Source organism: Mycolicibacter sp. MU0102 (genome assembly GCF_963378105.1).
Taxonomy (GTDB): Bacteria; Actinomycetota; Actinomycetes; order Mycobacteriales; family Mycobacteriaceae; genus Mycobacterium; species Mycobacterium holstebronense.
In genome coordinates this window covers 277,046-303,009 of the sequence record NZ_OY726398.1, presented here as the reverse complement: position 1 = coordinate 303,009, position 25,964 = coordinate 277,046, and the positions used below count along the sequence as shown (strand labels likewise).

The window sequence follows — 25,964 nt, the reverse complement described above, 5'->3', positions numbered from 1 at the left end:
GATGAGGTTGTGCGGCCCGACGGTCGGGCCTACCTTGAGGCGATGACCGTGATGCCGTGGACCACCCCGCGACCGTCCAGCCTGGCTCTGGCCCGCGAGGTCGTGTTCCCGGCCGCCGCTGCTGTGGTGATCACCTTGTCCTCGGATATTCGGATGCCGCTGGGATTGCCCGGGCACCGCGGCCTGGTGTGGCTGACCCTGCTGGTGGCGGTGGCCCTCACCGCCCGCCGGCCGCAGACGGTGCTCGCGGTGGGCGCGGTGTCCACGGCAGCCACCGCAGTGCTGCAGTCGGGCCCCGGCCCCTGGGCCGGGGTTCGCTACCTGGGCGCTGCGGCGTTCTTCTACCTGCTGACAATCAACCCGGCCGTGCGGAACCGCCGGTGGCTGGTCGCGCTGGCGGCGGCTCCGATACACCTTGTCGCGCTTGCTGTTCCGGTTGCGACCGGGCTTATCGGCGGCCATCACATGGTCGTTGTGGGGATCGGCGACAAGGCGCTGTTCCACCTCGGGTTCGGGCTGGTGGCCGGAATCCTCGGCTGGGCGATCGCCGCCGCGATCGACTGGGCAGTCCCGGAGACGATCCGCTAGGAATTACAGCCCGTACCGCTACCCGGACCGCCCGGGCCGCCGCCACCGGGGTTGGGGACGCATCCACCACCGCCGCCGCTATGGCTGCCGGGCGTGTTCCCGGTGGTGCCGGCTTCGCCGTTGCTCCCGCTGATGCTGCCCGCTCCGCCTTGGCCACCTACGCCGCCCTGGCCGCCGGGGCTGTCGGGACCTCTGATCCCGGCGTAGCCGCCGTTGCCGCCGTCACCACCGTTGCCGCCGTTTCCGGACATCAGACCGGCGCTGCCACCTGCGCCACCACGACCGCCGTTGCCGCCCGCGGTGTTGGTGCCCGTGGCGCCGCCACCACCGCCGCCACCGCCTCCACCGCCTCCACCGCCGCTTCCGCTGCCACTCACCGCGGCTCCGTCGCCGCCCGTGCCACCGGCACCGCCGTTACCACCGTTGCCGTAGCCGCGGGACGCACCGTTGCCGCCGGCTCCGCCGTTACCGGCAGCGCTTCCGGACCCAGCGGACACCCCCTGGACGCCCAGCAGGCCGAGGCCACCGTCGCCACCGTTTCCGCCGTTGCCAAACCACGAGCCGGCGTTACCGCCCGCGCCGCCGTCACCGCCGGGGACTGCGACGCCGGTGGAATCGCCACCGGCACCCCCATTGCCCCCGTTGCCGAACATGCTGCCGCCGTCGCCGCCGGCGCCGCCCGCCGCGCCGGCCGCACCCGCGCCGCCATCGCCGCCGTCACCGAATATCCCGGCCGAGCCGCCAGCCCAGGCGACGCCGTCGTTCACGCCGACCTCGCCGGCGGCCCCGGCCCCGCCGTTGCCGAACAGGAACCCGCCGTCGCCGAGGTCACCGAACATGCCCGAGCTGCCGAACAGCGAGGTATTGGCGTCGGTGAAGTCGTCGAGGCCGTTGCCGATCAGGTCGCGCCCGAACAGATCCACGAACGGTTGGTTGATCATCCCGGCGATCTGCATGCCGGAGGCGCTGGCGAGCCATTCCTGCAGCGAGTCGTTGATCGACTGCCAGAAGTCGAGCGGGCCCGCCTCGGCGCTGCCCAGGCTGGCGCCGAGATCGGCGAAGTCGCCGAATGCGTCGTTGGCCTGGCCGCCGGCAAGCACATCACCGATCGGGTCGACGAACAGATCCCACAGGTCGGCGTGCGCGGCCGGCGCGAGGCTGATCGGCGCCAGTCCGGCGACCAGGAACGCTCCGGCGGTCATGCCGGCGCTGATCAGGCGCCTGTTGTTCCGGCGACTCCGGTCCTGATGGTGAGTGGTCATCGGGCACCTCCTCGGGTTTCCGACCAGGGCTTACTCAGTGCGCCCACACTAATCGCCTTATCGAAAAAGCGACACTAATCAGGCGCTAGCTCCCGCTGCTGCGGGCTATAAGCCCGAGATATGGCGTGACTGCGCTTTGCGCCAGGACCGCTGGATCAGCTGATGATGCGGTCCGCTCGGCTGTAGACATTCATCGAGTCACCACGAAGAAACGCGACCAGCGTCAGCCCGCATTCGACTGCCAGGTCGACCGCCAACGACGAAGGCGCCGAGACCGCGGCCAGGACCGGGACACCGGCCATCACCGCCTTCTGGGTCAGCTCGAACGATGCCCGCCCACTGACCAGCAGCACCGTCCCGGACAGCGGTATCCGGCGCCGCTCAAGCGCCCAGCCGATCACCTTGTCGACGGCGTTGTGCCGGCCGATGTCCTCGCGAACCACCAACATCGCGCCGCCGTCGGTGACGTCGAACAGCGCCGCGGCATGCAGGCCGCCGGTGCTGGCGAAGACGTCCTGCGCGGCGCGCAACTGATCGGGCATCGCGGTCAGCTCCGCCGCGGAAACAGTGACGGGGTCATCGCCCGGGTGATACCGGCTGGCGAGGTGAACCGCATCCAGTGAGGCTTTGCCGCAGATACCGCATGAGGAGGTGGCGTAGAAGTTCCGGGAGATGTCCACCGCCGGGGGCGGCACGTGCGGCGCCAGCGTCACATCGAGCACGTTGTAGGAGTTGGGGGCCTCCGAGTCGTCACCGCAGTAACGCGCGCTCACCACATCCTCACGCGCGCCGATGATGCCCTCGGTGAGCAGAAAGCCCTGCGCCAACTCGACATCCGATCCCGGTGTGCGCATCGTGACGGTGAGCGGCGCGCCGCCCAGCCGGATCTCTAGCGGTTCCTCCACCGCCAGCGTCTCGGGCCGCTGCGTCGCATCCCCTGCGACGAGGCGGCTGACCCGCCGGCGCTGCGTTATCCGACTCATCGCTCCATCATCGCCGGTCGGGTTCTCCGCCGCGCGCGGTTGCCGCCGAACAGCGCGTCGCGCGGACACAACGGGACTACGCTGCAAGAATGGCTCAGCGAAAATTCCTGGAGTGGCCGGTAATCCGGCAACTGCGCACCGGCGACGTGTTCGGCCGCGGGCCGGCGGTCACCTCCGAGCAGACCCGCAACGTCGCGCCGCGAACCGCTACCGCCGACCGAGTGGTGAGCAGCGTCTGCCCCTATTGCGCGGTCGGCTGCGGTCAGCGCGTCTACGTCAAAGACGAGAAGGTCGTGCAGATCGAGGGCGATCCCAATTCGCCGATCTCACGGGGGCGGCTGTGTCCGAAAGGGTCGGCGAGCGAACAGCTGGTCAACTCGCCCGGCCGGCAGATCAGCGTGCTCTACCGGGCGCCCCGCGCCACGGGCTGGCAGCCGCTGGAGCTGGACACCGCGATCGACATGGTGGCCGAGAGGTTCATCGCCTCGCGGCGCAACGCATGGCAGGACCACGACGCCGATGGTCGGCCGTTGCGGCGCACCATGGGCATCGCCTCGCTGGGCGGCGCGACACTGGATAACGAAGAGAACTACATCATCAAGAAACTCTTCACCGCCGCGGGCGTCATACAGGTCGACAACCAAGCTCGTATTTGACACTCCGCCACGGTTCCCGGTCTGGGAGCCTCCTTCGGTCGCGGTGGAGCGACGCAAACCCTGCAAGACATGGCGAATGCCGACTGCATCGTCATCCAGGGTTCGAACATGGCCGAGTGCCACCCGGTGGGTTTCCAGTGGGTGGAGGAGGCCAAGGCCCGCGGCGCGGTGGTGATCCACGTCGACCCGCGGTTTACCCGCACGTCGGCGGTGTGCGACAAGCACATTCCGATTCGGGCCGGCTCGGACGTGGTGCTGTTGGGTGCGCTGATCAATCACGTGCTCACCCACGACTTGTGGTTCCGTGAGTACGTGCTCGCCTACACCAATGCCGCGACGCTGGTCAGCGAGGACTTCCGCGACACCGAAGACTTGGGCGGGTTGTTCTCCGGCTTCGATCCGCAGACCGGGCAGTACGACCCGTCGAGTTGGGCCTATCAAAGTCGAGGAGCCGGCGAGGGGGACATCGAATCGCCCGGGGGCGGCCACGAACACGGGGCCAGCGCGTCGGCGCGCTCGGTCGGTGAGACGTTCGGCAGCGGCGGCCCCGCACTCGACCACGCCCGCGTGCAGCGCGACGAAACGCTGCAGCACCCGCGTACGGTTTTCCAGATCCTCAAGCGGCACTACGCGCGCTACACACCGGAGATGGTTCGCGACGTCTGCGGTATCGACACCGCGATGTTCGACTACCTGGCGCGCTCGGTCACGGCCAACTCGGGCCGCGAACGCACCACGTGTTTCGCCTATGCGGTGGGTTGGACGCAGCACACCCTGGGCGCGCAGTACATCCGCACCGCGGCGATCCTGCAGCTGCTGCTGGGCAACGTGGGCCGGCCCGGCGGAGGGATCATGGCGCTGCGCGGGCACGCCAGCATTCAGGGCTCCACCGATATCCCCACGCTCTACGACATGCTGCCCGGCTATCTGCCGATGCCCAAGGCCGGGCGTGACGACACCTTGCAGCAGTATCTGGACCGCGTCGGATCGAAGAGCCAGAAAGGCTTTTGGGCCAACGCCGACGCGTATCTGGTCAGCCTGCTCAAGGCGTGGTGGGGGGACGCCGCGACCGCCGACAACGACTGGGCGTTTGACTACCTACCCCGGCTGACCGGACCACACGGCACCTATCAGGCCGTGACCGGAATGCTGAACGACGAAGTGGAGGGCTACTTCCTGCTCGGCCAGAACCCGGCCGTCGGTTCGGCCAACGGCCGGCAACAACGGTTGGGCATGTCGCACCTGAAGTGGCTGGTGGTGCGCGATCTGAACCTGATCGAGTCGGCCACCTGGTGGAAGGACGGCCCGGAGATCGCCTCCGGCGAACTGTGCACGCAAGACAACGAGACCGAGGTGTTCTTCCTGCCCGCGGCCAGCCACGTGGAGAAGGCCGGGACGTTCACCCAGACCCAGCGCCTGCTGCAATGGCGCCATCAGGCCGTCGCCCCGCCGGGCGACTGCATCAGTGAGCTGGAATTCTTTATCAAGCTGGGCAACCGAATTCGCGACCACCTGGCCGGCTCTACCGATCCGCGGGACCGCCCGCTGTTGGATCTGGTGTGGGACTACCCGGCCGATGAGCACGGTGACCCCGATCCGGAGTTCGTGCTGGCCGAAATCAACGGCCATCAGTTGGCCGGCCCCGATGCCGGCCAGTGCATCTCGGGTTTCACCGAGCTGCGCGCCGATGGCTCCACCGCCGGCGGCTGCTGGATCTACGCCGGCGTATACGGCGGCGGCGTCAACCAGGCCGCCCGCCGGGTGCCTCGTGGCGGACCCAGCCCCAGCCAGTCCGAATGGGGCTGGGCGTGGCCGGCCGATCGACGGATCCTCTACAACCGCGCCTCGGCGGACCCGGATGGGGTGCCCTGGAGCGAACGCAAGCGCTACGTCTGGTGGGACGAGCAACTGCGCCGATGGGTGGGCAACGACGTGCCCGACTTCGTGGTCGACCGCGCGCCGGGCGCTCGACCGGATCCGGCGCTGGGTGGTCCCGATGCGTTGGCCGGCGACGACCCGTTCGTCATGCAATCCGACGGCAAGGGTTGGTTGTTCGCACCCAAGGGCGTAGTGGACGGGCCATTGCCCACCCACTACGAGCCGCAGGAGTCTCCGGTCGCCAACGCGGTCTATCGTCAGCAGCGCAACCCCGCCCGAATCACGTTCCCCCGCAAGGACAACCTGTCAGCACCTAGCGCTGGAGAGCCGGGCGCCGACGTCTATCCCTACGTGTTCACCACCTACCGGCTCACCGAGCATCACACCGCCGGCGGGATGAGCCGCTGGCTGCCGTACCTGGCCGAGCTGCAGCCGGAGATGTTCTGCGAGGTCTCCCCCGCGCTGGCCGCCGAGCGGGGTCTGGAGAACTTCGGCTGGGCCACCATCATTTCGCCGCGGGCGGCGATCGAGGCCCGGGTGCTGGTGACCGACCGGATGACGCCACTGATCGTGGGCGGCCACACGGTGCACCAGATCGGACTGCCCTACCACTGGGGGGTCGGCGGCGACGCGGTAGTCAGCGGCGACGCGGCCAACGATCTGCTTGGGGTGACCCTGGACCCCAACGTGCAGATTCAGGAGTCCAAAGCCGGCTCATGCGATATCCGGCCGGGCCGGCGGCCGCACGGCGAGGCACTGCTGCGCCTGATCTCCGAGTATCAAAGCCGTTCCGGCACAACACCGGAGACCGGCAACGCCGCTATCGATCCAGAAGGGCGGGACTGATGGGCCAACTGTCCGGACCGACCGACCCCGCCGCCGACGCCAGGTGGTCGCCGCAACACCCACGCAAAGGGTTCTTCACCGACACATCGATCTGTATCGGCTGCAAGGCCTGCGAGGTGGCGTGCAAGGAGTGGAACCACAACCCGCAGGACGGTCCGCTGGAGCTGCTCGGCTCGTCCTACGACAACACCGGTGCGCTGGGCGCCAGCACATGGCGGCATGTGGCGTTCATCGAGCAGAGCCGTGACCGCATCGAGGAAGCCCGCGAATCCGGCCGACAGTTGATCAGCCTGGGTCTGCCGAAGATGCCTGGCGAGACGACGGAGGTCGCTCCGCCCGACACCGATCAGTTCCGCTGGCTGATGGCCTCGGACGTCTGCAAGCACTGCACGCACGCGGGATGCCTGGACGTGTGCCCGACGGGCTCGCTGTTCCGCACCGAGTTCGGCACGGTGGTGGTGCAGGCCGACGTCTGCAACGGCTGCGGCAACTGTGTGCCGGCGTGCCCGTTCGGGGTGATCGAGCGTCGCACCGATGGCACCGCCGCGCCGAAGACCGGCCGCGCCCCCGAACCGGTGCCCAACACCGGGGTCGCCCAGAAGTGCACGCTCTGCTACGACCGGCTGGTCGACGGCCAGACGCCGGCGTGCGCTCAGACCTGCCCGACGGAGTCCATCCGGTTCGGCGATCACGATGACCTGGTGCAGCGGGCCCGGCAGCGGGTGGCCCAGCTGCATGCTCAGGGCCGCACCGAGGCCCGACTCTACGGCGCCAACGAGCATGACGGTGTCGGCGGCACCGGCTCGGTCTTCCTGTTGCTCGACGAGCCGGAGGTCTACGGGCTACCGCCTGACCCGCGGGTGGGCACCGCCGACCTGCCGACGATGTTCAAGCGATCGGCGCTGGCCGCGGCCGGCATGCTGGCCGCCGCGGCGATCGCCTTCTTGGGGGGACGCTGATGAGCACGGCGCGAGAAGGCCCGCGCCCCGGCGGCGGCAGACGCAGACGCCGGGGCGGTGGGGACGGCGGCCGTGAGATGCCGATGGTCCCCGACGTGCAGTTCAGCTCCTACTACGGCCGTCCGGTGGTCAAACCCGCACCGTGGTCACACGAGATCGCCGCCTACCTGTTTCTGGGCGGACTGGCCGGCGGCTCCGGCCTGCTGGCCGCCGGCGCCCAGCTGACCGGCCGAAAAGTGTTGCGGCGCAACTCCCGGCTGGCGGCACTGGGCGCGATCGTGTTGAGTGCGGCGGCCCTGATCAGCGACCTCGGCCGTCCCGAACGCTTCGTCAACATGCTGCGCACCATCAAACTGACGTCACCGATGAGCCTGGGCTCGTGGATCCTGTCGGGATTCGGCGCGGGCACGTCGGTGGCGGCGGCCGCCGAGGTGGATCGGTTGACCGGTCAGCGGTTACCGCTGGGCCCGCTGCGCGGCGTGTTGCACGCGGCGGAGGGGCCGGCCGGCTTGGAGGCTGCGGTGTTCGCGGCGCCGCTGGCCGTCTACACCGCGGTGTTGCTGGGCGATACCGCCACCCCGACCTGGCATGGCGCACACCGCGACTTGCCGTTCGTGTTCGTCAGCTCGGCAAGTCTGGCCTCGGGCGGCTTGGCCATGCTGACCACCCCGGTGCGCGAGGCCGGCCCGGCCCGGCGATTGGCCGTGCTCGGGGTGCTCGGTGATGTCATCGCCACCCGGGCCATGGAACGTCGGATGGACCCGATCGCCGCCGAGCCGCTGCATGAGGGCCGGGCCGGGGCGATGCTGCGATGGAGCGAACGGTTGGCGATCGCCGGAGGCGTCGGGACGCTTTTGGGCGGGCGACACCGCGGCGTGGCGGCGTTGTCGGGGCTGGCGCTGCTGGGCGCCTCGGCGCTGACTCGTTTCGGGGTGTTCGAAGCCGGCATGGCCTCGGCGAAGGACCCGCGTTACACCATCGAGCCGCAGAAGCGCCGGCTGGCGGCGCGGCAGGCGGCGGGGATCACCGGGGATTCGATCACCACAGTTGATTAACGCCTGCCGGGCTGTCTCAGCCGAGCTGGTGTAGCTGAAATGGCCTGGAAGACAGGGCACTTCCCGGGCATTCACCATCGGAGCTAGTCGTGACCACACCGTTGAGAGACGTCGGGTCGATCGATACCCGGATGATCGCCGGCGCGTAGCTACCGTCCGCGCAGATCCCCCCGTCCGGCTTGGTCACACTGAACTGCCAGTGCCCGTCGACCAGGTTCATGGGACTGGTCCAGCCCTGATTACTGGAGACGGTTCCGTTGCAGTCGGCCTGGCTACAGCTGGTGGCGATGGTCCAGGCGAACTCCTGGTCGGCACCCTGGTATTCGCCGTTGAGCAGCGGCGGATCAGCGTAGGCCGGCCCGGCGGAGATAACTGCGGCAGCGCACACGGCCACCGCGCGGAACGAATTGCGAACAGGGCGCTGAGAAAGGTTCATGGTGATCGAGGAACCTATCAGAGTTCCAGCTCACAAGACGTCAATTCCGCTGCCCGCCACGGTATGTCCGATTACCGGGTGACCGGGCAGCTCTCCGACGATCAGCAGGCCCCCGGAGGTCTGGGCATCGGCCAGCAGCAGCAGGTCGTCGTCGGTGACCCCTTGGCCGGGGCGCAGGTGCGGACGCACCCAGTCCAGGTTGCGGCGCGTGCCGCCCGAGACGTAGCCATCGCGCAGCGCTTCGTGCGCGCCGGCGATCAGCGGCACCGCAGATCGGTCGAGCACCGCACCCACCCCCGATGCACGGCACATCTTGTACAGATGGCCGAGCAGCCCGAAACCGGTGACGTCGGTGGCCGCCCGCACCCCGAGCGACAGTGCGGCTTCGGCGGCGTCGCGGTTGAGTCCGACCATGGTCGCGATCGCCTCGTCGAACACCTCGCCGGTGCGCTTGTGCCGGTTGTTGAGCAGCCCCACCCCCAAGGGCTTGGTCAAGGTCAGCGGTAGGCCAGGCTGCGCGGCGTCGTTGCGCAGCAACTTGTTCGGGTCGGCCACCCCGGTGACCGCCATGCCGTACTTGGGCTCGGGGTCGTCGATGGAATGGCCGCCGATCACCGGGCAGCCCGCCTGCTGCGCCACCGCCAGACCGCCGCGCAGCACCTCCGTCATCAACTCCAGGGGCAGCGTTTCCCGCGGCCAGCCGAGCAGATTGATCGCGACCACCGGGCGCCCGCCCATCGCATAGATGTCCGAGAGCGCATTGGCGGCCGCGATCCGGCCCCAGTCGTAGGCGTCGTCGACGACGGGGGTGAAGAAGTCCGCGGTGGACAGCACGGCGAGGTCGTCGCGCACCAGTACGGCTGCGGCGTCGTCGCCGTCGTCGAGGCCGACCAGTACGTTCTCGCCGGACTGCCCGGTCAGGCCGCGCACCGCCTCCTCCAACTCGCCGGGGGGAATCTTGCACGCGCAGCCGCCGCCGTGGGCGTAGCCGGTCAATCGCAGTTCGGTCATGCGTCAATGATGAGGTGGTCGCCGGCCGCGCGGGAGATGCAGATCAGCATGTCGCCATCGGCACGTTCGGTATCGGTCAGGGTCTGATCTCGGTGGTCGACCTCCCCGCCGAGCACCCGCACCCGGCAGGTTCCACAGAATCCCTGTTTGCACGAGTATGGGGTGGCGGGTTGGACCTGCAGGATCGCTGCCAACGCGGTCTGCTCTGCACCGACGGGGACGGTGGTGCCGCTTTTGGCGAGGGTGACGCTGAACGGTTTGCCGTCGAGAACTGGTGGGGCAGAGAACCGTTCATAATGCAGCTCTACGTCGGTACGGCCGATCAGCCCCTGACGGAGCACCTCGAGCATGGCCGGCGGGCCACACGCGTAGAGCGCCGTCGGCACCGGCGAATCCCCGATCAGATCGGCGGCCGTCGGTAGCCCGTGCGCGTCGTCGGTGCGGACGGCCACCTTGTCGCCGAACTGCTGCACCTCATCGATGAACGGGATGGTGTCGGCCGAGCGGCCGGTGTAGATCATCGACCAGTCCAGACCCAGGCGCTCGGCGGCGCGCATCATCGGCAGGATCGGGGTGATCCCGATACCGCCGGCGACGAACCGCAGACGCTGCGCCGGCGAACCGAAACCGGGAACGGCCATCGGCATGCCGTTGCGGGGACCCTTGATCGTGACTGTGGTGCCCGGCTGCAGCGTGTCGTGCACCTCGATCGACCCACCGCCGCCGTCGGGGATGCGGCGCACCGCGATGCGGTAGCTGTCGGAGTCGGCGGGATCTCCACACAGCGAGTACTCCCGCATCCGCCCCGAGGGCAGCAGCAGGTCCAGATGCGCGCCGGGTGTCCAGCGGGCCAGTGGCTTGTCGTCGGTGGCGACCAGGGTCAGCGCCACCACGTCTTTGTCGTGCGCCACGATCTCGCGCCGGGCCACCCGCAACTCGCGCGTGCGATCAGGCTCAGCCAGCTTCCAGCGCCGCATCAACACGCTGAACGCCGGGAACGCGATCTTGGCCAGCAGATTCGAGACCCGCAACAGGGGGTCGTGTCGCCACCGCCCGTACAGCTGCGGCGGAACGTCGGTCGGGATCTCGCCCAGCGGCCGGAATCGTGATCCCGCGGCGTCGTGTCCAGACGTCGTCAACGCCGCGCCCTGCGTGCTGCCGGCGACGTCGCCAGATAGGCGACGGCCTGCGCGGTGGAGCCGATGGACGCCGGATCGAACGACGGCTTGAAGTAGACGACGGTGTATTTGAGCACCTGCCGCAGCTGCGGCAGGATGTTGCGCCGTGACCCGCGCAGGTACTGACGCCACAACCAGAAATAGGAATGGCTGATGGTGTCATCGGAGCGGCACATGAATCCGATCGCCCGGTGAATCATCAACACCAAGTAGGCCAGGCCGACCACCATCGCACGGCACCGGTTCAGGTAGCCGGGATGGAAGTAGTTCGCCACATCGTGTGCCACACAGCGATGTTCGATCTCTTCGGCACCGTGCCAGCGGCAGATATCGGCCATCGTCGGGTCCACGTCATAGTCGTCCCACGAGCAGTTCAGCACGAAGTCGCCCAGGATCGCGGTGTAGTGCTCGATCGCGGCGATCAGCCACAACCGCTGCACCATGTCGTTGTACCGGGTGCGGGCGAACCGCTGACTACGCGGCGCCAGCAGCTTGCGGAACAAGTACTCGAACTGCCGCAGGATCGGCCCGGTGTCGACGCCACGCGCTTCCAGGAACTCGGTCACCGCCTTGTCGTGTGACTCGGCGTGCATAGCCTCCTGGCCGATGAAGCCGCGCATGGCCCGCGCCAGATCCTCGTCTTTGACATACGGCAGCGCCTCGTTGAAAACCTCGCAGAACCACCGCTCGCCCTCGGGCAGGATCAGGTGCAGAATGCTCACCACATCTGAGGCCACGGGCTCGTCTTTGATCCAGTGCAGCGGGGTCTGTGACCAGTCGAAAGCGACGTTGCGGGCGTGGATCTCCACGCCGGCCGGTTCATAGATGTGCCCGCCCACCGCCGGCTTGGTTTGGCTCGTCATGGTCACGGCCTCCTTCGGGGTCATGCTACCCACGATTTCGGTGCGTTTTTCTCCGCTGAGCGGTCATTACCGCGCCGAAATCGCTGAAGGTTTAGGTTGATCAGCGGAGGCGTCTGAGTCCTGGTGGGCTCCCCGGTCTTCAAAACCGGTGAGGCCGAGTAGCTCGGCCTGGCGGGTTCGATTCCCGTCCGCCTCCGCCAACCGCGTATCGCCAGGAGGAGCCGTGACCGACGCCGATCCCCGCCGCGCCATTCCGCGCACCGATGCACTGTTGATGCTGCCTCCGGTTCGTGCGGCCCGAGCACGGCTCGGCGAGCATGTGGTCCGCGGCCTGGTGCGCGACGCCCAGGATCGGGCGCGACGCGGCGATCTCGCCCCCGAACAAGTGGAAAGCGCCGTTCTGGAAGGCCTTTGCGGTCAAACGGGGACGACGTTGCGACCGGTCCTCAACGCCACCGGGGTGGTGGTGCACACCAATCTGGGTCGAGCTCCGCTGTCGGCGGCAGCGGTCGAGGCGCTGGTGGCGGCCAGCGGCTACGTCGACGTCGAGCTGGACCTGGCCACCGGCGCGCGCTCCAAGCGCGGGGTCGCGGCGCGCGCCGCCCTGCTGGCGGCCTGCCCGGCCGCCGAGGACGCGTTGGTGGTCAACAACGGTGCCGCGGCACTGGTGCTGGCCACCACCGCGCTGGCCGCCGGCCGGGAGGTGGTGGTCAGCCGGGGCGAGCTGATCGAGATCGGGGCCGGATTCCGTTTGCCGGACCTGATCGCCTCCACCGGGGCCAGGCTGCGGGAGGTCGGCACCACTAACCGCACCCACCTGCGCGACTACGCCGAGGCCATCGGACCCCAGACCGGGTGCATCCTCAAGGTGCACCCCAGCAATTTCGCCGTCCACGGTTTCACTGCGTCGGTGGGATTGGCTCAATTACGGCCACTGGCAACCGAACACGAGGTGGCCTTGGTAGCCGATCTGGGCAGCGGACTGTTGGCCCCCGATCCGCTGCTGCCCGACGAGCCGGATGCGGCCACCACGCTTGCCGACGGCGCCGACGTCGTGACCGCCAGCGGTGACAAGCTGCTCGGCGGGCCGCAGGCCGGGGTCGTGTTGGGCCGCGCTGAGGTGATCTCCCGGCTTGCTCGGCACCCGTTGGCCCGCGCGGTCCGCGCCGACAAACTCACCCTCGCCGCCCTGGAGGCCACCGTCTCCGGCGCCCCCGCACCGGTGACTCGGGCGCTGCACGCCGACCCTGACCAGTTACGTTCCCGCGCCGAGCGGTTAGCCGCGGCGGTCGGTGCCACCGTTGTCGCCCACGACGGCCGCGTCGGCGGCGGCGGCGCTCCGGGAGTTCCGCTGCCGGGCTGGGCGGTCCGGTTGCCCGAATCGGCGGCCGCCGCGCTGCGCACCGGCGATCCCGCGGTGCTGCCCCGAGTGCACGACGGCGCCTGCCTGATCGATCTGCGCTGTGTGCCGGAAACCGACGACGGACGGCTACTGGCGGCGGTGCGGGCCGCACTCGACCGGATGGGGTGAGGGCGTTCGGCCATGTTTGTTATTGCCACCGCCGGCCACGTCGACCACGGCAAATCCACCCTGGTGCGGGCGCTCACCGGGATGGAGCCCGACCGCTGGGCCGAGGAGCGCCGGCGTGGACTCACCATCGACCTGGGTTTCGCCTGGTCCGCACTGCCGTCGGGCCGGCGCGTGGCCTTCGTCGATGTCCCGGGCCACGAACGGTTTCTGCCCAACACCCTGGCCGGCCTGGGACCGGCCTCGGTGGTGTGCTTCGTGGTCGCCGCCGACGAGGGCTGGCGGGCGCAGTCCGGCGATCACCGCGACGCCATTGCGGCCCTGGGCATTACGCAGGGAGTGGTGGTGCTCACCCGTATCGATCGGGCCGGCGATCAACGTGTCGCTGAGGTGTCCGATCAGGTCCGCACCGAATTGGCTCAGACGGGTCTGGCTGACGCCCCGATCGTCGCCGTGTCAGCGCTGGACGGTACCGGCCTGGACACGCTGCGCGCTGTGCTCGACGACCTGTTGGCCGAGCTTCCCCCACCGTCGAGCACGGGGCGTGTTCGGCTCTGGGTGGACCGCTCGTTCACCATCACCGGGGCCGGGACGGTGGTCACCGGCACCCTGACCGCGGGCTCGTTAGCCACCGGCGATCACCTGCAGTTGCTGGATCGTGGGCATTCTCGTGCGGTGGTCATCCGCGGGCTGCAGAGTTGCGGTGAGACGCATTCGGCACTGCGCCCCACGGCGCGGGCGGCGGTCAATCTGCGCGGGGTGTCTTCTGGCGAGGTGCGGCGCGGGGACGCACTGGTCAGCTCCGGCGAGTGGCTGACCACCACCGTCGCCGACGTTCGGCACCGCGCCGGTTGCCCGCTACCCGAGGCACCCGAGCGGCTTGTGGTGCACCTGGGCACGGCCGCGGTGCCGGCCCGGCTGCGAGTCCTGGACATAGAGCATGCCCGAATTACTTTGGAAAGCCCGTTGCCGCTGACGTTTTCGGATCATCTGGTACTGCGCGACCCGGGTGCCCGTCGCGTACTGGGCGGGGTAGTGGTGCTCGATGCCGATCCGCCTGCCCTGCGGCGGCGCGGTGACGCGGCCCGACGCGCCGACCAGCTCACCGGCACCGATCCGGCCGACCAGGCCGGCCGAGTCCTGGCCGAAGTGACCCGCCGCGGTGCGGTGGCGCAACGCCAACTGCAGTTGCTCGGGTACGAGCTCCCCCCGGTACCGCCGGAGGTGACCGTGATCGGCGGCTGGTGGGTGCACGCCGCCACGTATCAGGCGTGGCGGGACCGGCTGCGGAGCGCCGCGCGTGAACTGCGGGAGCGCGATCCGCTGTCCGCCGGGCTGTCGCGGGGCGCGGCGGCCGATCGGCTCGCGCTACCCGATCCCGCACTGCTCGACGAACTTGTGGTCGCCGCGGGGCTTCAACAACATGACGGACTGATTCGACTGCCGGGCGGCCGTGACGATCTCGGCCCCGCCGAAGACGGCGTCGCCGAGTTGGAATCCCGGCTGGCGGCGTCCCCATTTCATGCCCCGGAGGCCGACGACCTGGCCGCGCTGCACCTGGGGATACGGGAACTGGCGGCTGCCGAACGAGTGGGGCGACTGTTACGCCTGGCCGAGAATCTGGTGCTGCTGCCGACTGCGCCGGCGTTAGCGATGCGCGAATTGGCTTCGCTGGAACAGCCTTTCACCGCCACCCAGGCCAAGCAAGCGCTGAACACCACCCGGCGGGTGGCGATCCCCTTGCTGGAGTATCTCGATGCGCGCGGCTGGACCCGCCGGATCGATGCGGTCCACCGGGAAGTGGTGCGCTGATCGGCGACGTACGGTTTGCTAGCAACATGGTCGGTACGTCGCGATTGCGAGCCACCGTGTGGGCGATCCTGCAGACCGCGCTCGCCGCGGGCGTGGCTTGGTACTTGGCCCGCGACGTGCTCGACCATACTGCCCCGTTCTTCGCGCCGATCGCTGCCGCGGTGTGCATGTGGGCGACGAACGTGGTCCGCGCCGAGCTCGCAGCCGAGATGGTGGTGGGGGTCGGGCTGGGAATCGGATTAGGCAGCTTGGTAAACATGCTGCTGGGTACCGGACCGATCGCGATGACCGTGGTCGTCCTGGTCGCGCTGTCTGCCGCGTTGCTGATCGGGCGAGGTTTCCTGCAGCACCGTCCCATGTTCGTCAACCAGACGGTCATCTCGGCCATTCTGGTGTTGGCGCTACCGCACAGCGGTATCGGAACGGAGAGGCTGTTCGACGCACTGGTCGGCGGCGGGATCGCGGCGATCTTCAGCATCGTGATCTTCCCTAGAAACCCGGTAGCTGTCCTGGCCGATGCCCGAGCCGAAGCATTGGCAGCCGTGCACGACATCCTCACTCAGACGCAGTGCCACACCGGCGATTCCGACTGGATGTTGTCAGTCGCGGCTGCGCTGCACGATCGTCTGGCACGCCTGTCCGAAGCGCGCGGTACCGCCGAACAGTTGGCGCGAGTATGCCCGCTTCGCTGGTCGCTGCGGACCGCGACCCGCACCGCCGACCAGCAGGCCGCGCAACTGTCCCTGCTGGCTAATTCCGTCGTGCAACTGGCGCGCACCATCACCGGGACCACCGAACCGCTTGGCGAACCGGTCCAGCAAGCAGTCGGCGAGCTCGCCGCGGCGGCTGCTGCCCTCACCCATGACGTGCCCGCTGCCGCAACGGCGCACGCGACAGCGGCCCGCCGTCACATGGTGGTGGCACGGTCCAGCAATGCGACGCCGTTGCTGTCCTCCGCCATCGACACCTGCATCGACGAACTGGATCTGGTGATCAGCCTCGCGCCGCGTTGACGCAGTTTCTAGGTGCTGGCCGGAACCCGCCGGTCAGCTGCCGTCTTGGGCGCGACATGCTCTTCATCGCCAGTGAATTCCTTGGTCCAGCAAGCGAATTCCAGCGTGATTCCGTCGGGGTCCTGGAAGTAGAAGGACCGGACATACACCCCCGGGTGCAACGTCGGGCTCGCCTGCCACTCGGACTCGTCATGGTTGAGGACCGGGCCGACCCGCACCCCCTTTTCCTTCAGCCGCTGGCGGTAGGCGTCGAACTTGTCCGCCGGCACATGGAAGGCCAGGTGATTGAGCGTGCTCACCGCGCTGGTGATCTCGCCGATTCCGGGGATGGCGGCCGGCGAGGAGATGCCGGGCACCCGGTCCGGAGCGTCGCGGAACCAGAAGAAGGCCACGCAGTCTCCGTTACCGGCATCGAAGAAAAAGTGCTGACCGATGCCCGCGGGCAGGTCGAGCGACTTGATCAGGGGCATGCCCAAGGTGTTGCTGTAGAAGTCGACGGTGCGTTCCATGTCGGAGCACACCATCGCTACGTGGTTGATCCCGCTGATTTCGAATTCGGTGTTGACACCGTGCGGCTTGATCATGTGCGGACACTCCTCTGGTCAAGATCTGAAACTGAATCTAACATCAGATTCAGGTTTGATCCAGACCTACCAAGACAGGAAGGTGTGTTCCGGTGTCGACCAGCCCAGAGCAACCCGGCCACCGCGACCCGTTGCCCACCCACCGGGGTCGACGCACCCAAGCCGCGATCGACTCCGCGGCGCGCGCGGTGATCGCCCGCAAGGGGGTTCTGGCGGCCACCATCGCCGACATCGCGGCCGAAGCCGGCCGATCGGCGGCGTCGTTCTACAACTACTACGACTCCAAAGAGGCGATGGTCGCCGAATGGGCGCTGCGATTCCGCGATGAGGCCGGTGAGCGAGCATCCAGCGTGGTGCGGCACGGGCTGACCAACCGCGAGCGGATCGAGCAGGCCACGGCCGCGCATTGGCACACCTACCGCAACCGGCTGGCCGAGATGGTCGGCGTCTCCCAACTGGCGATGGTCAACGACGACTTCGCCCGGTATTGGGCGGAGATCTGCGCGGTTCCCGTCGGCCACATCACCGAAACGGTCAAGCGTGCTCAAGCCGAGGGCTACTGCACGAATGACGACCCGGAACTGCTCGCGGTGGCGATCGTGTCGATGCTCAACCAGTTCTGTTATGTCCAGCTCGCCACGCCCCGCGACGACGGCGGCCCCGACGACGCAGCGTGTATCCGCACGCTGGCCAACGTGTTCTATCGGGCCATCTACACCGAGGAGAATGCCTGAGCATGGTGTTGAGAGTCCTGGCGCACTTCATTCCTGGCCCCAAAGTCGAGGAATTCGTTGCACCCGAGTCTGATTGGCTGGACATCCGGTGGTGCGCCGCCGACGACGACGTCACGTTCCGCCGCGAACTGGCCGATGCTGAAGTGCTCTGGCATGTGCTGCGACCGCTCTCGGGCGACGACCTGCGAAGCGGGCCCGCGCTGCGACTGGTGCACAAGTTCGGCGTCGGAATCAACACCATCGACGTCGACGTCGCGACCCAGCGCGGCATCGCGGTGGCCAATATGCCCGGTGCCAATGCCGCGTCGGTAGCCGAGGGCACCGTTCTGCTGATGCTCGCCGTGCTGCGCCGGCTACTGCCGCTGGACCGTGCGACCCGCGAGGTCCGCGGCTGGCCGACCGATCCCGATCTCGGCGAGCGCTGCCGCGACATCGGCGGCTGCACCGTCGGCCTGGTCGGCTTCGGCAGCATCGCCCAGCGAGTGGCCGGGATCGTGGCCGCCATGGGCGCGCAGGTGCTGCACACCAGCACCCGCGATGACGGCACACCCGGTTGGCGGCCCCTGCCCGAACTGCTGGCCGCCTCGGACATCGTCTCGCTGCACGTTCCATTGACAGAGACGACCGAGGGATTGATCGACCGGGCTGCCCTGGCGCGGATGAAGCCCGAGGCGGTGCTGATCAACACCGCTCGCGGACCGATCGTCGACGAAACCGCGCTGGCCGATGCGCTGCGCGGCGGGCGGCTGGCCGGGGCCGGCCTCGACGTGTTCGCCGTCGAGCCGGTGACCGCCGACAATCCGCTGCTCGGTTTGGACAACGTGGTGCTGACCCCGCATGTCAGCTGGTACACCGCCGACACCATGCGGCGCTACCTGGCTGCGGCTGTCGACAACTGCCGCCGACTGCGCGACGGGCAGGCCCTGACCCACGTCGTCAACCGACCGTAGTCAACCAACCGACTGGTTGTTAGATTCACTTCACGTACACACCGAAAGGCCTCATCAATGCCGATAGCGATCACTTCTGAGCACCAGGACCTCGCAGATTCCGTGCGGTCCTTCGTGACACGGGCCGTGCCGTCCGAGATGCTGCACGCCGCGATGGACACCCCGATCCAGAACCCGCCGCCGTACTGGCGAGCCGCCGCTGAGCAGGGCTTGGCGGGTGTGCATCTGGCCGAGGATGCCGGCGGACAGGGTTTCGGAATCCTGGAATTGGCGGTGGTGCTCGCCGAGTTCGGCTACGGCGCGGTTCCCGGGCCGTTTGTGCCGTCCGCAATCGCCAGCGCCCTGATCGCCGCGAACAATCCGGCCGCCCCCGAGCTGAGCGGGCTGGCCGGTGGAGAGGTGATCGCCAGCTACACGATCAACCCGGGACTGACCGGCACCGCTGCGCGATCGGGCCTGGTGATCCGCGGCGAGGCCCGTGCCGTCGCGGCCGCCGCCCAGGCGTCGTTGCTGGTGGCGCCCGTGGCGGTCGACGACGCCGAAGTGTGGGTGGTGCTGCGCGCCGACCAGCTCGAGATCGAGCCGGTAGCAAGCGTGGACCCGCTGCGCCCGATCGCCCATGTGCGTGCCGACGCCGTGGAGGTCGACGACGCCGCGATCCTGCGCAATCTCACCGCGGCGCGCGCGCACGCGCTGATCTCGACGCTGCTGTCCGCGGAAGCGGTCGGCGTGGCCCGCTGGGCCACCGACACCGCGGCGGACTACGCCAAGATCCGCGAGCAGTTCGGCCGGCCGATCGGCCAGTTCCAGGCCATCAAGCACAAGTGTGCGGAGATGATCGCCGACACCGAGCGCGCCACCGCCGCGGTGTGGGATGCCGCCCGCGCTATCGACGAGGCGAACGAGAACGGTTGGGAGGCCGCGGATTCAACGGTGCAGTTCGCGACGGCCGTGGCGGCCACCCTGGCCCCGAGCGCCGCGCAGCACTGCACCCAGGACTGCATCCAGGTGCACGGCGGAATCGGCTTCACCTGGGAGCACGACGCGGGCGTGTACTACCGGCGGGCGCTGATTCTGGCTGCCTCATTCGGCTCCCGTTCCGCCTACCCCCAACGGGTCGTCGACACCGCCACTGCCGGTGGGATGCGCAAGATCGACATCGACCTGGACCCCGACACCGAGAAGTTGCGTGCCGAGATCCGGGCCGAGGTCGCTGCCCTCAAGGCCATGGCGCACGACGAGCGCACGGTCGCGATCGCCGAGGGCGGCTGGGTGTTGCCCTACCTGCCGAAGCCGTGGGGGCGGGCCGCCGAGCCGATCGAGCAGATCATCATCGAGCAGGAGTTCTCCACCGGCCGGGTGCGTCGTCAGGCGATGGGTATCGCCGCGTGGCTGATCCCGTCGATCGTGGCGTTCGGCACCGAGGAGCAGAAGCAGCGTTTCCTGCCTACCACGTTCCGTGGCGAAATGGTCTGGTGCCAACTGTTTTCCGAGCCCGGCGCGGGTTCAGACCTGGCCAGCCTGACCACCAAGGCAACCAAGGTCGACGGCGGCTGGCGGATCAGCGGACAGAAGATCTGGACGTCGGCCGCGCAGTTCTCCTCGTGGGGGGCCCTGCTGGCCAGGACCGACTCGACCGCTCCGAAACATGACGGCATCACCTACTTCCTGCTGGACATGAAGGCCGAGGGGGTGACGGTCAGCCCGCTGCGTGAACTCACCGGCGGAGCGATGTTCAACACCGTGTTCATCGACGATGTGTTCATCCCGGACGAGTTGGTGCTCGGTGAGGTCAACCGCGGCTGGGAGGTCAGCCGCAACACGCTGACGGCTGAGCGGGTGTCCATCGGCGGCTCCGAGATGCCGTTCCTGGCCAGCCTCGATGGCTTCGTGGAGTTCATCGGCGACGGCCAGTTCGATGGAGGCGAACAGCGCCGGGCCGGCCAGTTGATCGCCGAAGGGCACGCCGCCAAGCTGCTCAACCTGCGCTCGACGCTGCTGACCCTGGCGGGCAAGGACCCGATGCCGGCGGCCGCGGTGTCCAAGCTGCTGTCGATGCGCACCGGGCAGGGCTACGCCGAGTTCGCGGTGGGCACGTTCGGCGGTGATGCCGCGATCGGTGATCGTGAGCAGCTGCCCGGCAAGTGGGCCGAATACCTGTTGATGAGCCGCGCCACCACGATCTACGGCGGCACCTCGGAGGTCCAGCTCAACATCATCGCCGAGCGTCTGCTGGGCCTCCCCCGCGACCCGTAACGGGTCGCCATAGGCGCCGAGTGTGCGGTTTTGGTGGCGAAAAGGTTCTTTTGCCAACGAAAACGCACACTCGGCACTGTGGGCAGATCGACATGCTGCGCGAACAGCTCGACGGCGCAACCGGTTTCGGCTAGGCCTCCTTTTGCGCTGCTAGCATGGCGGGCAAGATCACCAGGACCGACTGCCTCAGGACTGCCTACGTGACCGCTGACGCTGCTGACGAAATTAATTACACGGAACGCCAGTTCAATACGGCCGCACTTTTCGCGCTGCCCGTCCGCCTCGTCATCGGCTGGACATATTTCTCCGCCTTCTGGAGGCGAGTCGGCCTCGAAGACAAATTGAATCCGGACGTACCGGGCTATGTCGGTGAGAAGTTCAACCACTTTCTCCCGAACGCGCTTGGCATCGGCCCGATCATCGAACATCTCCTGACCCACCCCGGCCTGCTCGCCGTAGCCATGACGGTGTTCACCATCGTGGAAGGCATCGTCGGGATCTGCGTGATCGTCGGCTTGTGCACCAGGATCATGAGCTTGGCCGTGCTGGGGTTGGCGTTCGGCATCCTGGTCAGCGCCGGCTGGCTGGGCACCACCTGCCTCGACGAGTGGCAGATCGGCATCCTGGGCGTGGCCAGCGGCTTCATGCTGTTTTTGAGCGGCGGCGGACGCTACTCGCTGGATCGTGTCCTTTCCGCGAAGTATCCGCGGCTCGCACAGCGAACACGGCTCAACTGGCTGACGTCCGGCGCGGTCACCATCAAGACGCCTGCGGTACTCACCGGCTCGTTCGCCATTCTGGCGTTGGCATTGTTCACCAACCAGCAGTTCCACGGCGGGGTGTACGGCCCGCTGCACAACACGTCGGTCGCGCCGAAAATCGAGGTCTCCGAAGCCCGGGTCGCCGGCAACAGCCTGTTATTCCAGCTCTACCGGACCGAAGGCGCGGACGTGTACGGCTCATTCCTGATCGGCGTCAGCGTCCTCGATGACACCACCGGCGATACGGTCATACAGCTGGACGGCGCGCAGCTGAGCCGGCTGCCCGAGGCGGCGATCGCCAACCGCTACGTGGCCAAGGTCAAACCCGGCGCACACAGCCTGATCGTCCCGTTGGGCGCCAAGGCACAGCTGACCATCGACACCGGGCCGACGCGGTGGGACGGCGCGCATTCGTACACGCTCGTCCTCACCGACATCAGCGGCGCCACCTGGAAACGGGCGGTCGAAACCGCTTCCTGAGCTGGAACCGCGCCTACAGGTCGCGGAGTTCGCGCTTGAGGATCTTGCCGGTGGGGTTACGCGGCAGCTCCTCGAGGAAGACCACCTCGCGGGGCACCTTGTAACGCGCCAGGTGCTCCTTCACGTAGACCTTGATGGTGTCCTCGTCGACGCTGGAGCCTTCCTTGCGCACCACGAAGGCCCGCAGTCGTGCGCCCCACTCCTTGTCGTCGACGCCCAATGCGGTCGCCTCGATCACGTCGGGGTGTCCGCTGATCAAGTCCTCGACTTCGGCAGGGAAGACGTTCTCGCCGCCGGAGACGATCATCTCGTCGTCGCGGCCGCTGACGTAGAGCAGCCCGCGCTCGTCGAAGTAGCCGACGTCGCCCGAGGACAGCAGGCCATCGATGATCTGCTTGCCGCCGCCACCGGTGTAGCCCTCGAACGGGAAGAAGTTGCCGACGAAGATTCGCCCGACCTGGCCCTGCGGTAGTTCATTGCCGTTGTCGTCGAGGATCTTGACCTTGACGCCCTTGACCACCGGCCCCACCGTCGCGGCGTTGTGCTGCAGGTCTGCAGGACCGGCGATGGTGGCGAAGGCGACCTCGGTGGAGCCGTACATGTTGTAGATGACCGGCCCCAGGTCCTTCATCGCCCGCGTCGCCAATTCGGCGCCGAGCTGCGACCCGGAGACGAACACGATCCGCAGGTTCGACAGGTCCGGCTTGGGACTGGTCTTCTCCAGCTGGTCGAGGATGCGGGACAGCATGACCGGCACGACGACCATGCCGGTCACCTTGTGCTTCTCCAGGTCCTCCAGCACGGTGGCCGGCTTGAACCGGCGCCGCAGCACCAGCGTCGAACCGAAGAACATGGCCAAGGTGCCGTGCAGATAGCCCAGTGCGTGGAACATCGGCGACGGCAAGGACGTCACTTCACCGGCCCGGAACGGGACGTGCGACAGGATGCCGCCGATCGGCGCGAGCGTCGGCGGGGTGCTGCGGTTGGCGCCCTTGGGGGTACCGGTGGTGCCGGACGTCAGGATGATGATCGAGGCGTGCTTGGTGATCTTGGGTGCGGGCGCCTTGCTGCTGCGCGCGATCAGCTGCGCCAGCGTCTCGTCGGTGCTGCCCGACGGTTCTTCGGTATCCGGGTTGACCCCCAGGGCGCGCAACTTGCCCAGCGTCGGTTCGGCCTGCGCTACGGCGGCGGTGTACTCGTCGTCGTAGATGATCAGCTTGGCGCCCTCGCGTTCGGAGACGTCCTTGATCTGCGGGCCGGAGAATTCGCTGTTCAGCAGGATCAGCCGGGCGCCGACCCGGGCGCAGCCGTAGTTGGCGATCAGGAACCAGCGATGGTTGCGTGCCAGGATCGCGACCCCGTCACCGCCACGCACCCCCATCGCGAGCAGGCCGTTGGCCACCGCGTTGACGGCGTCGTCCAGCTCTTTGAAGGTGATACTGCCGTCGTCGTCGATCACGGCGACGCCGTTCGGGTTCCGACGAGCGTTCAGTGCGGGAATCATCCCCAGCTCGCCCCAGCGCGCTCCGTCGGCGAGTGCACTGGCGATGACCCGTGGGGACTCCAGCTTCAAAGCGCCGGACTCCAGGATCTTGCGCAGGTAATGCAACTCGGCGCCACCGCGTTCGAGATAGCGACCGAGCTTGTTTGCAGCCTGACTGGGCAGGTCAGTGAGCTTAGCCATGGGACAACCTTATGTGACGCAGATCGCCGTCGGGCGGCGGATGGCGGCCTCTCATTAACATGACGTCATGGCCGGCGGGATGTCGCTGGAGGTTGCAGGACACCGGGTGGTGGTCACCCACCCGGAGAAGTTGGTGTTCCCGGGTGGACGAGGTTCCACCCCGCGTACCAAAATCGAGCTGATCCGCTACTACCTGTCGGTGGCCGACGGTGCGCTGCGCGGGGTGGCCGGGCGGCCGATGATCCTCAAACGCTTCGTCGACGGCATCGACGCCGAGGCCATCTTCCAGAAGCGCGCACCGGCCAACCGGCCGGATTGGGTGTCGGTCGCAGAGCTGCACTACGCGTCGGGCCGGTCGGCGCAAGAGGTCGTCGTCGACGACGCGGCCGGGCTGGCCTGGGTGATCAACCTGGGCTGTGTGGATCTCAACCCGCACCCGGTGCTCGCCGGCGACCTGGACCATCCCGACGAGCTGCGGGTCGACCTCGATCCGATGCCGGGCGTCGGATGGTCTCAGATCGTCGAGGTGACCCTGCTGGCTCGCGAGGTACTGGCCGACCACGGGCTGACGGCGTGGCCGAAGACATCCGGATCGCGAGGCATGCACATCTACGCCCGGATCGCTCCCCGGTGGGAGTTCGCGCAGGTGCGACTGGCGGCACAGGCGGTGGCCCGCGAGATCGAGCGGCGCGCACCGCAGTTGGCCACCAGCCGGTGGTGGAAAGAGGAGCGGCACGGCGTCTTCGTGGACTTCAACCAGAACGCCAAGGACCGCACGGTCGCCTCGGCGTACTCGGTGCGGGCCACTGATGACGCCCGGGTGTCGACGCCGCTGCATTGGGATGAGGTCGCCGACGTCGACCCCGCATCGTTCACGTTGGACACCGTGCCGGATCGCTTCGCCCAGATAGGCGATCCCTGGGCGGGCATGAACGACACCCTCGGCGGGCTGGAGTCGCTGTTGGAACTGGTCGAAGCGCAGGGCCCGGCGGAGAAGGCGCCCCGCGGCGCACGCAAGAGCGTCGACGGCCGGCGGACGTCACCGCTGCCGTTGATCGAGATCGCCCGCACCAAGACGCGCGGCGAAGCGATGGCTGCCCTCGACGTCTGGCGGGACCGGCATGCCGCAGCGGCGAAACAGCTTGCCCCGGAGGATGTTCTGCTTGATGGCATGCGCGGTCCGAGTTCGATCTGGTACCGGGTTCGCATCAACCTGCAGCACGTCGCGCAGGCTCAGCGCCCACCCCAGGAAGAGTTGATCGCCGACTACAGCCCGTGGAGCCGGAAGGGCGCCAAGGGCTGATCCGCGATCAGGGCACGGTGATGCCGGCGGCCAGGTTCGCGGCGACTTCTTTCTCCCAGTGGCTGAACGCATGGGTGGTGTCGACCTCGACCTCGAACCGGTCGGTCATGTCGGAGGTGACGGCCGCGGCGTCGACGTAGAACTGCTCATACCACCGGCGCAGCTGGTACACCGGACCATCCTCTTCGGTGAGCAACGGGTTCTCGACGGGCGCCTTGTGCCGCCAGATCTCGACGTCCTCCAAGAATCCCGCTCCGAATGAGCGGCTCATGGCCGCGGCGAGTTTGGCGGCCTTCTCCGCCGGCAGGTTCGGCATGTGCTGGACGGCGACGCCCCACTGCAGCATGAAGGAGTCCTGCGTGACGGGGTAGTGGCAGTTGATCAGCGCGATCTCGGCGGTGAAATCCGGCGCGAGATCGTTGTGCAGCCAGTTGATCATGTAGGCCGGCCCGAAGTAGGTCGCCTCGGAACGCAGGTAGGTGCCCTCCCAGAGTTTGTCGGCGCCCGGGGAGTCCGGCCGGACCTTGCTCTCCATGTACTGGCTGGCGTGAGAACCCTCGATGACGTTCTTGAAGTAGGTCGGATACGAGTGGTGGATGTAGAAGAAGTGCGCCATGTCGACGACGTTGTCGATGATCTCTCGGCAGTTGGCACCTTCGATCAGGACCGAATCCCATTGCCACGGAGACCACTTGCCCGCATCCATTCCTTCGATCTGAGGCGGCGTCAGCTCCGCAGGTGGTGTCGAGCCCTCCGGGTCGTGCCACATCAGCAGTTGGCCGTTGACCTCGCAGGTGGGCCAGCGTCGGGTGCGCGCCGTCCGTGGCGGCCGCTTGGCGTAGGGCACCGTGGCGCACCGGCCGGTCGAGCCCTGCCAACGCCAGTCGTGGAACGGACACGCCACGGCGTCACCCTTGACCGTGCCCCGGGACAGGTCGCCGCCCATGTGCCGGCAGTAAGCGTCCAGCACGTGCACGTCGCCGGCCGAGTCGGCGAATACCACCAGCTTCATGCCGAAGGCGTTGATGCCGTGCGGTTTACCATCGCGGAAGGTCTCCGCCAGCCCCAGGCAGTGCCATCCCCGGGCGTACCGGTTCTTGGGTGTGCCGTGGTCCAGCTCCCGGATCGCGCAGTCACTCATCGT

At 68.0% G+C, this 25,964-nt stretch carries 21 protein-coding genes and 1 tRNA gene; 13 read left to right on the top strand and 9 right to left on the bottom strand.

Annotated elements, in window-relative coordinates; all coding sequences use genetic code 11:
- Nucleotides 1-42: 42 nt before the first annotated feature.
- The gene (locus tag RCP37_RS01405) at nt 43-588 is read left to right on the top strand and encodes a hypothetical protein (RefSeq protein WP_308485278.1); all 546 of its coding nucleotides are present in this window, start codon (nt 43-45) and stop codon (nt 586-588) included.
- Here the strand turns inward: RCP37_RS01405 and RCP37_RS01400 are convergent.
- Both RCP37_RS01400 and fdhD read right to left on the bottom strand, forming a co-directional pair.
- Nucleotides 585-1,850, bottom strand: a complete 1,266-nt coding sequence (locus tag RCP37_RS01400) for a PE family protein (protein ID WP_308485277.1) — start codon at nt 1,848-1,850, stop codon at nt 585-587. The two genes, RCP37_RS01405 and RCP37_RS01400, sit on opposite strands and share 4 nt — an antisense overlap.
- A 155-nt stretch (nt 1,851-2,005) precedes the next feature.
- Nucleotides 2,006-2,833 carry a formate dehydrogenase accessory sulfurtransferase FdhD gene (fdhD, locus tag RCP37_RS01395; protein ID WP_308485276.1) on the bottom strand — a complete coding sequence of 276 codons (828 nt, stop codon included), beginning with the start codon at nt 2,831-2,833 and terminating at the stop codon, nt 2,006-2,008.
- Between the two features lie 89 nt (nt 2,834-2,922).
- Here fdhD and fdh point away from each other — a divergent pair, with 89 nt between their 5' ends.
- Genes fdh through nrfD form a run of 3 tightly spaced genes read left to right on the top strand, consistent with a single transcriptional unit; the run spans nt 2,923 to nt 8,227 of the window.
- Complete coding sequence (gene fdh, locus RCP37_RS01390) at nt 2,923-6,213, top strand: formate dehydrogenase (protein ID WP_308485275.1); 3,291 nt, start codon at nt 2,923-2,925, stop codon at nt 6,211-6,213.
- Nucleotides 6,213-7,172, top strand: a complete 960-nt coding sequence (locus RCP37_RS01385; RefSeq protein WP_308485274.1) for a 4Fe-4S dicluster domain-containing protein — start codon at nt 6,213-6,215, stop codon at nt 7,170-7,172. Before fdh ends, RCP37_RS01385 begins: the two co-directional genes overlap by 1 nt.
- Nucleotides 7,172-8,227, top strand: a complete 1,056-nt coding sequence (gene nrfD / locus RCP37_RS01380; protein WP_308485273.1) for an NrfD/PsrC family molybdoenzyme membrane anchor subunit — start codon at nt 7,172-7,174, stop codon at nt 8,225-8,227. The genes RCP37_RS01385 and nrfD overlap by 1 nt, the downstream gene beginning before the upstream one ends.
- Before the next feature lie 16 nt (nt 8,228-8,243).
- On the opposite strand, the gene RCP37_RS01375 is transcribed toward nrfD, so the two are convergent.
- From RCP37_RS01375 to RCP37_RS01360, 4 genes are read right to left on the bottom strand one after another with little or no spacing between them, the layout of a single operon-like run.
- Nucleotides 8,244-8,663 carry a hypothetical protein gene (locus RCP37_RS01375; RefSeq protein WP_308485272.1) on the bottom strand — a complete coding sequence of 140 codons (420 nt, stop codon included), beginning with the start codon at nt 8,661-8,663 and terminating at the stop codon, nt 8,244-8,246.
- Between the two features lie 30 nt (nt 8,664-8,693).
- Nucleotides 8,694-9,674: a selenide, water dikinase SelD gene (gene selD, locus RCP37_RS01370; protein ID WP_308485271.1), complete on the bottom strand. Its 981-nt coding sequence runs from the start codon at nt 9,672-9,674 to the stop codon at nt 8,694-8,696.
- Nucleotides 9,671-10,813, bottom strand: coding sequence for a PDR/VanB family oxidoreductase (locus RCP37_RS01365; RefSeq protein WP_373693090.1), 1,143 nt, complete (start codon nt 10,811-10,813; stop codon nt 9,671-9,673). Before RCP37_RS01365 ends, selD begins: the two co-directional genes overlap by 4 nt.
- The gene (locus RCP37_RS01360) at nt 10,810-11,715 is read right to left on the bottom strand and encodes a metal-dependent hydrolase (protein ID WP_308485270.1); all 906 of its coding nucleotides are present in this window, start codon (nt 11,713-11,715) and stop codon (nt 10,810-10,812) included. The genes RCP37_RS01365 and RCP37_RS01360 overlap by 4 nt, the downstream gene beginning before the upstream one ends.
- A 105-nt stretch (nt 11,716-11,820) precedes the next feature.
- Here RCP37_RS01360 and RCP37_RS01355 point away from each other — a divergent pair.
- The 4 genes from RCP37_RS01355 (at nt 11,821) to RCP37_RS01340 (ending at nt 16,068) form a co-directional block, all read left to right on the top strand.
- A tRNA-Sec gene (locus RCP37_RS01355) sits at nt 11,821-11,915 on the top strand.
- A 23-nt stretch (nt 11,916-11,938) separates the two neighbouring features.
- Nucleotides 11,939-13,246: an L-seryl-tRNA(Sec) selenium transferase gene (gene selA, locus RCP37_RS01350; protein ID WP_308485269.1), complete on the top strand. Its 1,308-nt coding sequence runs from the start codon at nt 11,939-11,941 to the stop codon at nt 13,244-13,246.
- Nucleotides 13,247-13,258: 12 nt separating this feature from the next.
- On the top strand, nt 13,259-15,055 hold the full coding sequence (gene selB, locus RCP37_RS01345) for a selenocysteine-specific translation elongation factor (RefSeq protein ID WP_308485268.1): 1,797 nt from the start codon (nt 13,259-13,261) through the stop codon (nt 15,053-15,055).
- Between the two features lie 26 nt (nt 15,056-15,081).
- Nucleotides 15,082-16,068 carry an FUSC family protein gene (locus RCP37_RS01340; RefSeq protein WP_308485267.1) on the top strand — a complete coding sequence of 329 codons (987 nt, stop codon included), beginning with the start codon at nt 15,082-15,084 and terminating at the stop codon, nt 16,066-16,068.
- An 8-nt stretch (nt 16,069-16,076) separates the two neighbouring features.
- Here RCP37_RS01340 and RCP37_RS01335 read toward each other — a convergent pair whose 3' ends face one another.
- Nucleotides 16,077-16,652, bottom strand: coding sequence for a VOC family protein (locus RCP37_RS01335; protein ID WP_308485266.1), 576 nt, complete (start codon nt 16,650-16,652; stop codon nt 16,077-16,079).
- Between the two features lie 92 nt (nt 16,653-16,744).
- Here RCP37_RS01335 and RCP37_RS01330 point away from each other — a divergent pair, with 92 nt between their 5' ends.
- The 4 genes from RCP37_RS01330 (at nt 16,745) to RCP37_RS01315 (ending at nt 21,833) form a co-directional block, all read left to right on the top strand.
- Complete coding sequence (locus RCP37_RS01330; RefSeq protein ID WP_308485265.1) at nt 16,745-17,386, top strand: TetR/AcrR family transcriptional regulator; 642 nt, start codon at nt 16,745-16,747, stop codon at nt 17,384-17,386.
- 2 nt (nt 17,387-17,388) lie between these two features.
- Complete coding sequence (locus tag RCP37_RS01325; protein WP_308485264.1) at nt 17,389-18,336, top strand: 2-hydroxyacid dehydrogenase; 948 nt, start codon at nt 17,389-17,391, stop codon at nt 18,334-18,336.
- Nucleotides 18,337-18,393: 57 nt separating this feature from the next.
- The gene (locus RCP37_RS01320) at nt 18,394-20,592 is read left to right on the top strand and encodes an acyl-CoA dehydrogenase family protein (RefSeq protein WP_308485263.1); all 2,199 of its coding nucleotides are present in this window, start codon (nt 18,394-18,396) and stop codon (nt 20,590-20,592) included.
- 155 nt (nt 20,593-20,747) lie between these two features.
- Complete coding sequence (locus RCP37_RS01315; RefSeq protein ID WP_308485262.1) at nt 20,748-21,833, top strand: TQO small subunit DoxD; 1,086 nt, start codon at nt 20,748-20,750, stop codon at nt 21,831-21,833.
- A 13-nt stretch (nt 21,834-21,846) separates the two neighbouring features.
- Here RCP37_RS01315 and fadD2 read toward each other — a convergent pair whose 3' ends face one another.
- On the bottom strand, nt 21,847-23,517 hold the full coding sequence (gene fadD2, locus RCP37_RS01310) for a long-chain-fatty-acid--CoA ligase FadD2 (protein ID WP_308485261.1): 1,671 nt from the start codon (nt 23,515-23,517) through the stop codon (nt 21,847-21,849).
- Between the two features lie 67 nt (nt 23,518-23,584).
- Here fadD2 and RCP37_RS01305 point away from each other — a divergent pair, with 67 nt between their 5' ends.
- Nucleotides 23,585-24,820 (top strand): DNA polymerase domain-containing protein, encoded by a 1,236-nt coding sequence (locus tag RCP37_RS01305; RefSeq protein ID WP_308485260.1) that lies wholly within the window; start codon nt 23,585-23,587, stop codon nt 24,818-24,820.
- Between the two features lie 7 nt (nt 24,821-24,827).
- Here RCP37_RS01305 and RCP37_RS01300 read toward each other — a convergent pair whose 3' ends face one another.
- Nucleotides 24,828-25,961: a 3-ketosteroid-9-alpha-monooxygenase, oxygenase component gene (locus tag RCP37_RS01300; RefSeq protein ID WP_308485259.1), complete on the bottom strand. Its 1,134-nt coding sequence runs from the start codon at nt 25,959-25,961 to the stop codon at nt 24,828-24,830.
- Nucleotides 25,962-25,964: the final 3 nt, after the last annotated feature.

What these genes read in the sequence shown, in the direction of transcription:
- RCP37_RS01400 (WP_308485277.1), bottom strand. Translation starts at nt 1,850, where the DNA reads ATGACCACTCACCATCAGGACCGGAGTCGCCGGAACAACAGGCGCCTG.
- RCP37_RS01360 (WP_308485270.1), bottom strand. Translation starts at nt 11,715, where the DNA reads ATGACGAGCCAAACCAAGCCGGCGGTGGGCGGGCACATCTATGAACCG.
- selB (WP_308485268.1), top strand. Translation starts at nt 13,259, where the DNA reads ATGTTTGTTATTGCCACCGCCGGCCACGTCGACCACGGCAAATCCACC.
- fdhD (WP_308485276.1), bottom strand. Translation starts at nt 2,833, where the DNA reads ATGAGTCGGATAACGCAGCGCCGGCGGGTCAGCCGCCTCGTCGCAGGG.
- RCP37_RS01300 (WP_308485259.1), bottom strand. Translation starts at nt 25,961, where the DNA reads ATGAGTGACTGCGCGATCCGGGAGCTGGACCACGGCACACCCAAGAAC.
- RCP37_RS01305 (WP_308485260.1), top strand. Translation starts at nt 23,585, where the DNA reads ATGGCCGGCGGGATGTCGCTGGAGGTTGCAGGACACCGGGTGGTGGTC.
- fadD2 (WP_308485261.1), bottom strand. Translation starts at nt 23,517, where the DNA reads ATGGCTAAGCTCACTGACCTGCCCAGTCAGGCTGCAAACAAGCTCGGT.
- nrfD (WP_308485273.1), top strand. Translation starts at nt 7,172, where the DNA reads ATGAGCACGGCGCGAGAAGGCCCGCGCCCCGGCGGCGGCAGACGCAGA.
- RCP37_RS01325 (WP_308485264.1), top strand. Translation starts at nt 17,389, where the DNA reads ATGGTGTTGAGAGTCCTGGCGCACTTCATTCCTGGCCCCAAAGTCGAG.
- RCP37_RS01340 (WP_308485267.1), top strand. Translation starts at nt 15,082, where the DNA reads ATGGTCGGTACGTCGCGATTGCGAGCCACCGTGTGGGCGATCCTGCAG.
- selD (WP_308485271.1), bottom strand. Translation starts at nt 9,674, where the DNA reads ATGACCGAACTGCGATTGACCGGCTACGCCCACGGCGGCGGCTGCGCG.
- RCP37_RS01315 (WP_308485262.1), top strand. Translation starts at nt 20,748, where the DNA reads ATGGCGGGCAAGATCACCAGGACCGACTGCCTCAGGACTGCCTACGTG.
- RCP37_RS01375 (WP_308485272.1), bottom strand. Translation starts at nt 8,663, where the DNA reads ATGAACCTTTCTCAGCGCCCTGTTCGCAATTCGTTCCGCGCGGTGGCC.
- RCP37_RS01405 (WP_308485278.1), top strand. Translation starts at nt 43, where the DNA reads ATGACCGTGATGCCGTGGACCACCCCGCGACCGTCCAGCCTGGCTCTG.
- RCP37_RS01320 (WP_308485263.1), top strand. Translation starts at nt 18,394, where the DNA reads ATGCCGATAGCGATCACTTCTGAGCACCAGGACCTCGCAGATTCCGTG.
- RCP37_RS01335 (WP_308485266.1), bottom strand. Translation starts at nt 16,652, where the DNA reads ATGATCAAGCCGCACGGTGTCAACACCGAATTCGAAATCAGCGGGATC.
- RCP37_RS01385 (WP_308485274.1), top strand. Translation starts at nt 6,213, where the DNA reads ATGGGCCAACTGTCCGGACCGACCGACCCCGCCGCCGACGCCAGGTGG.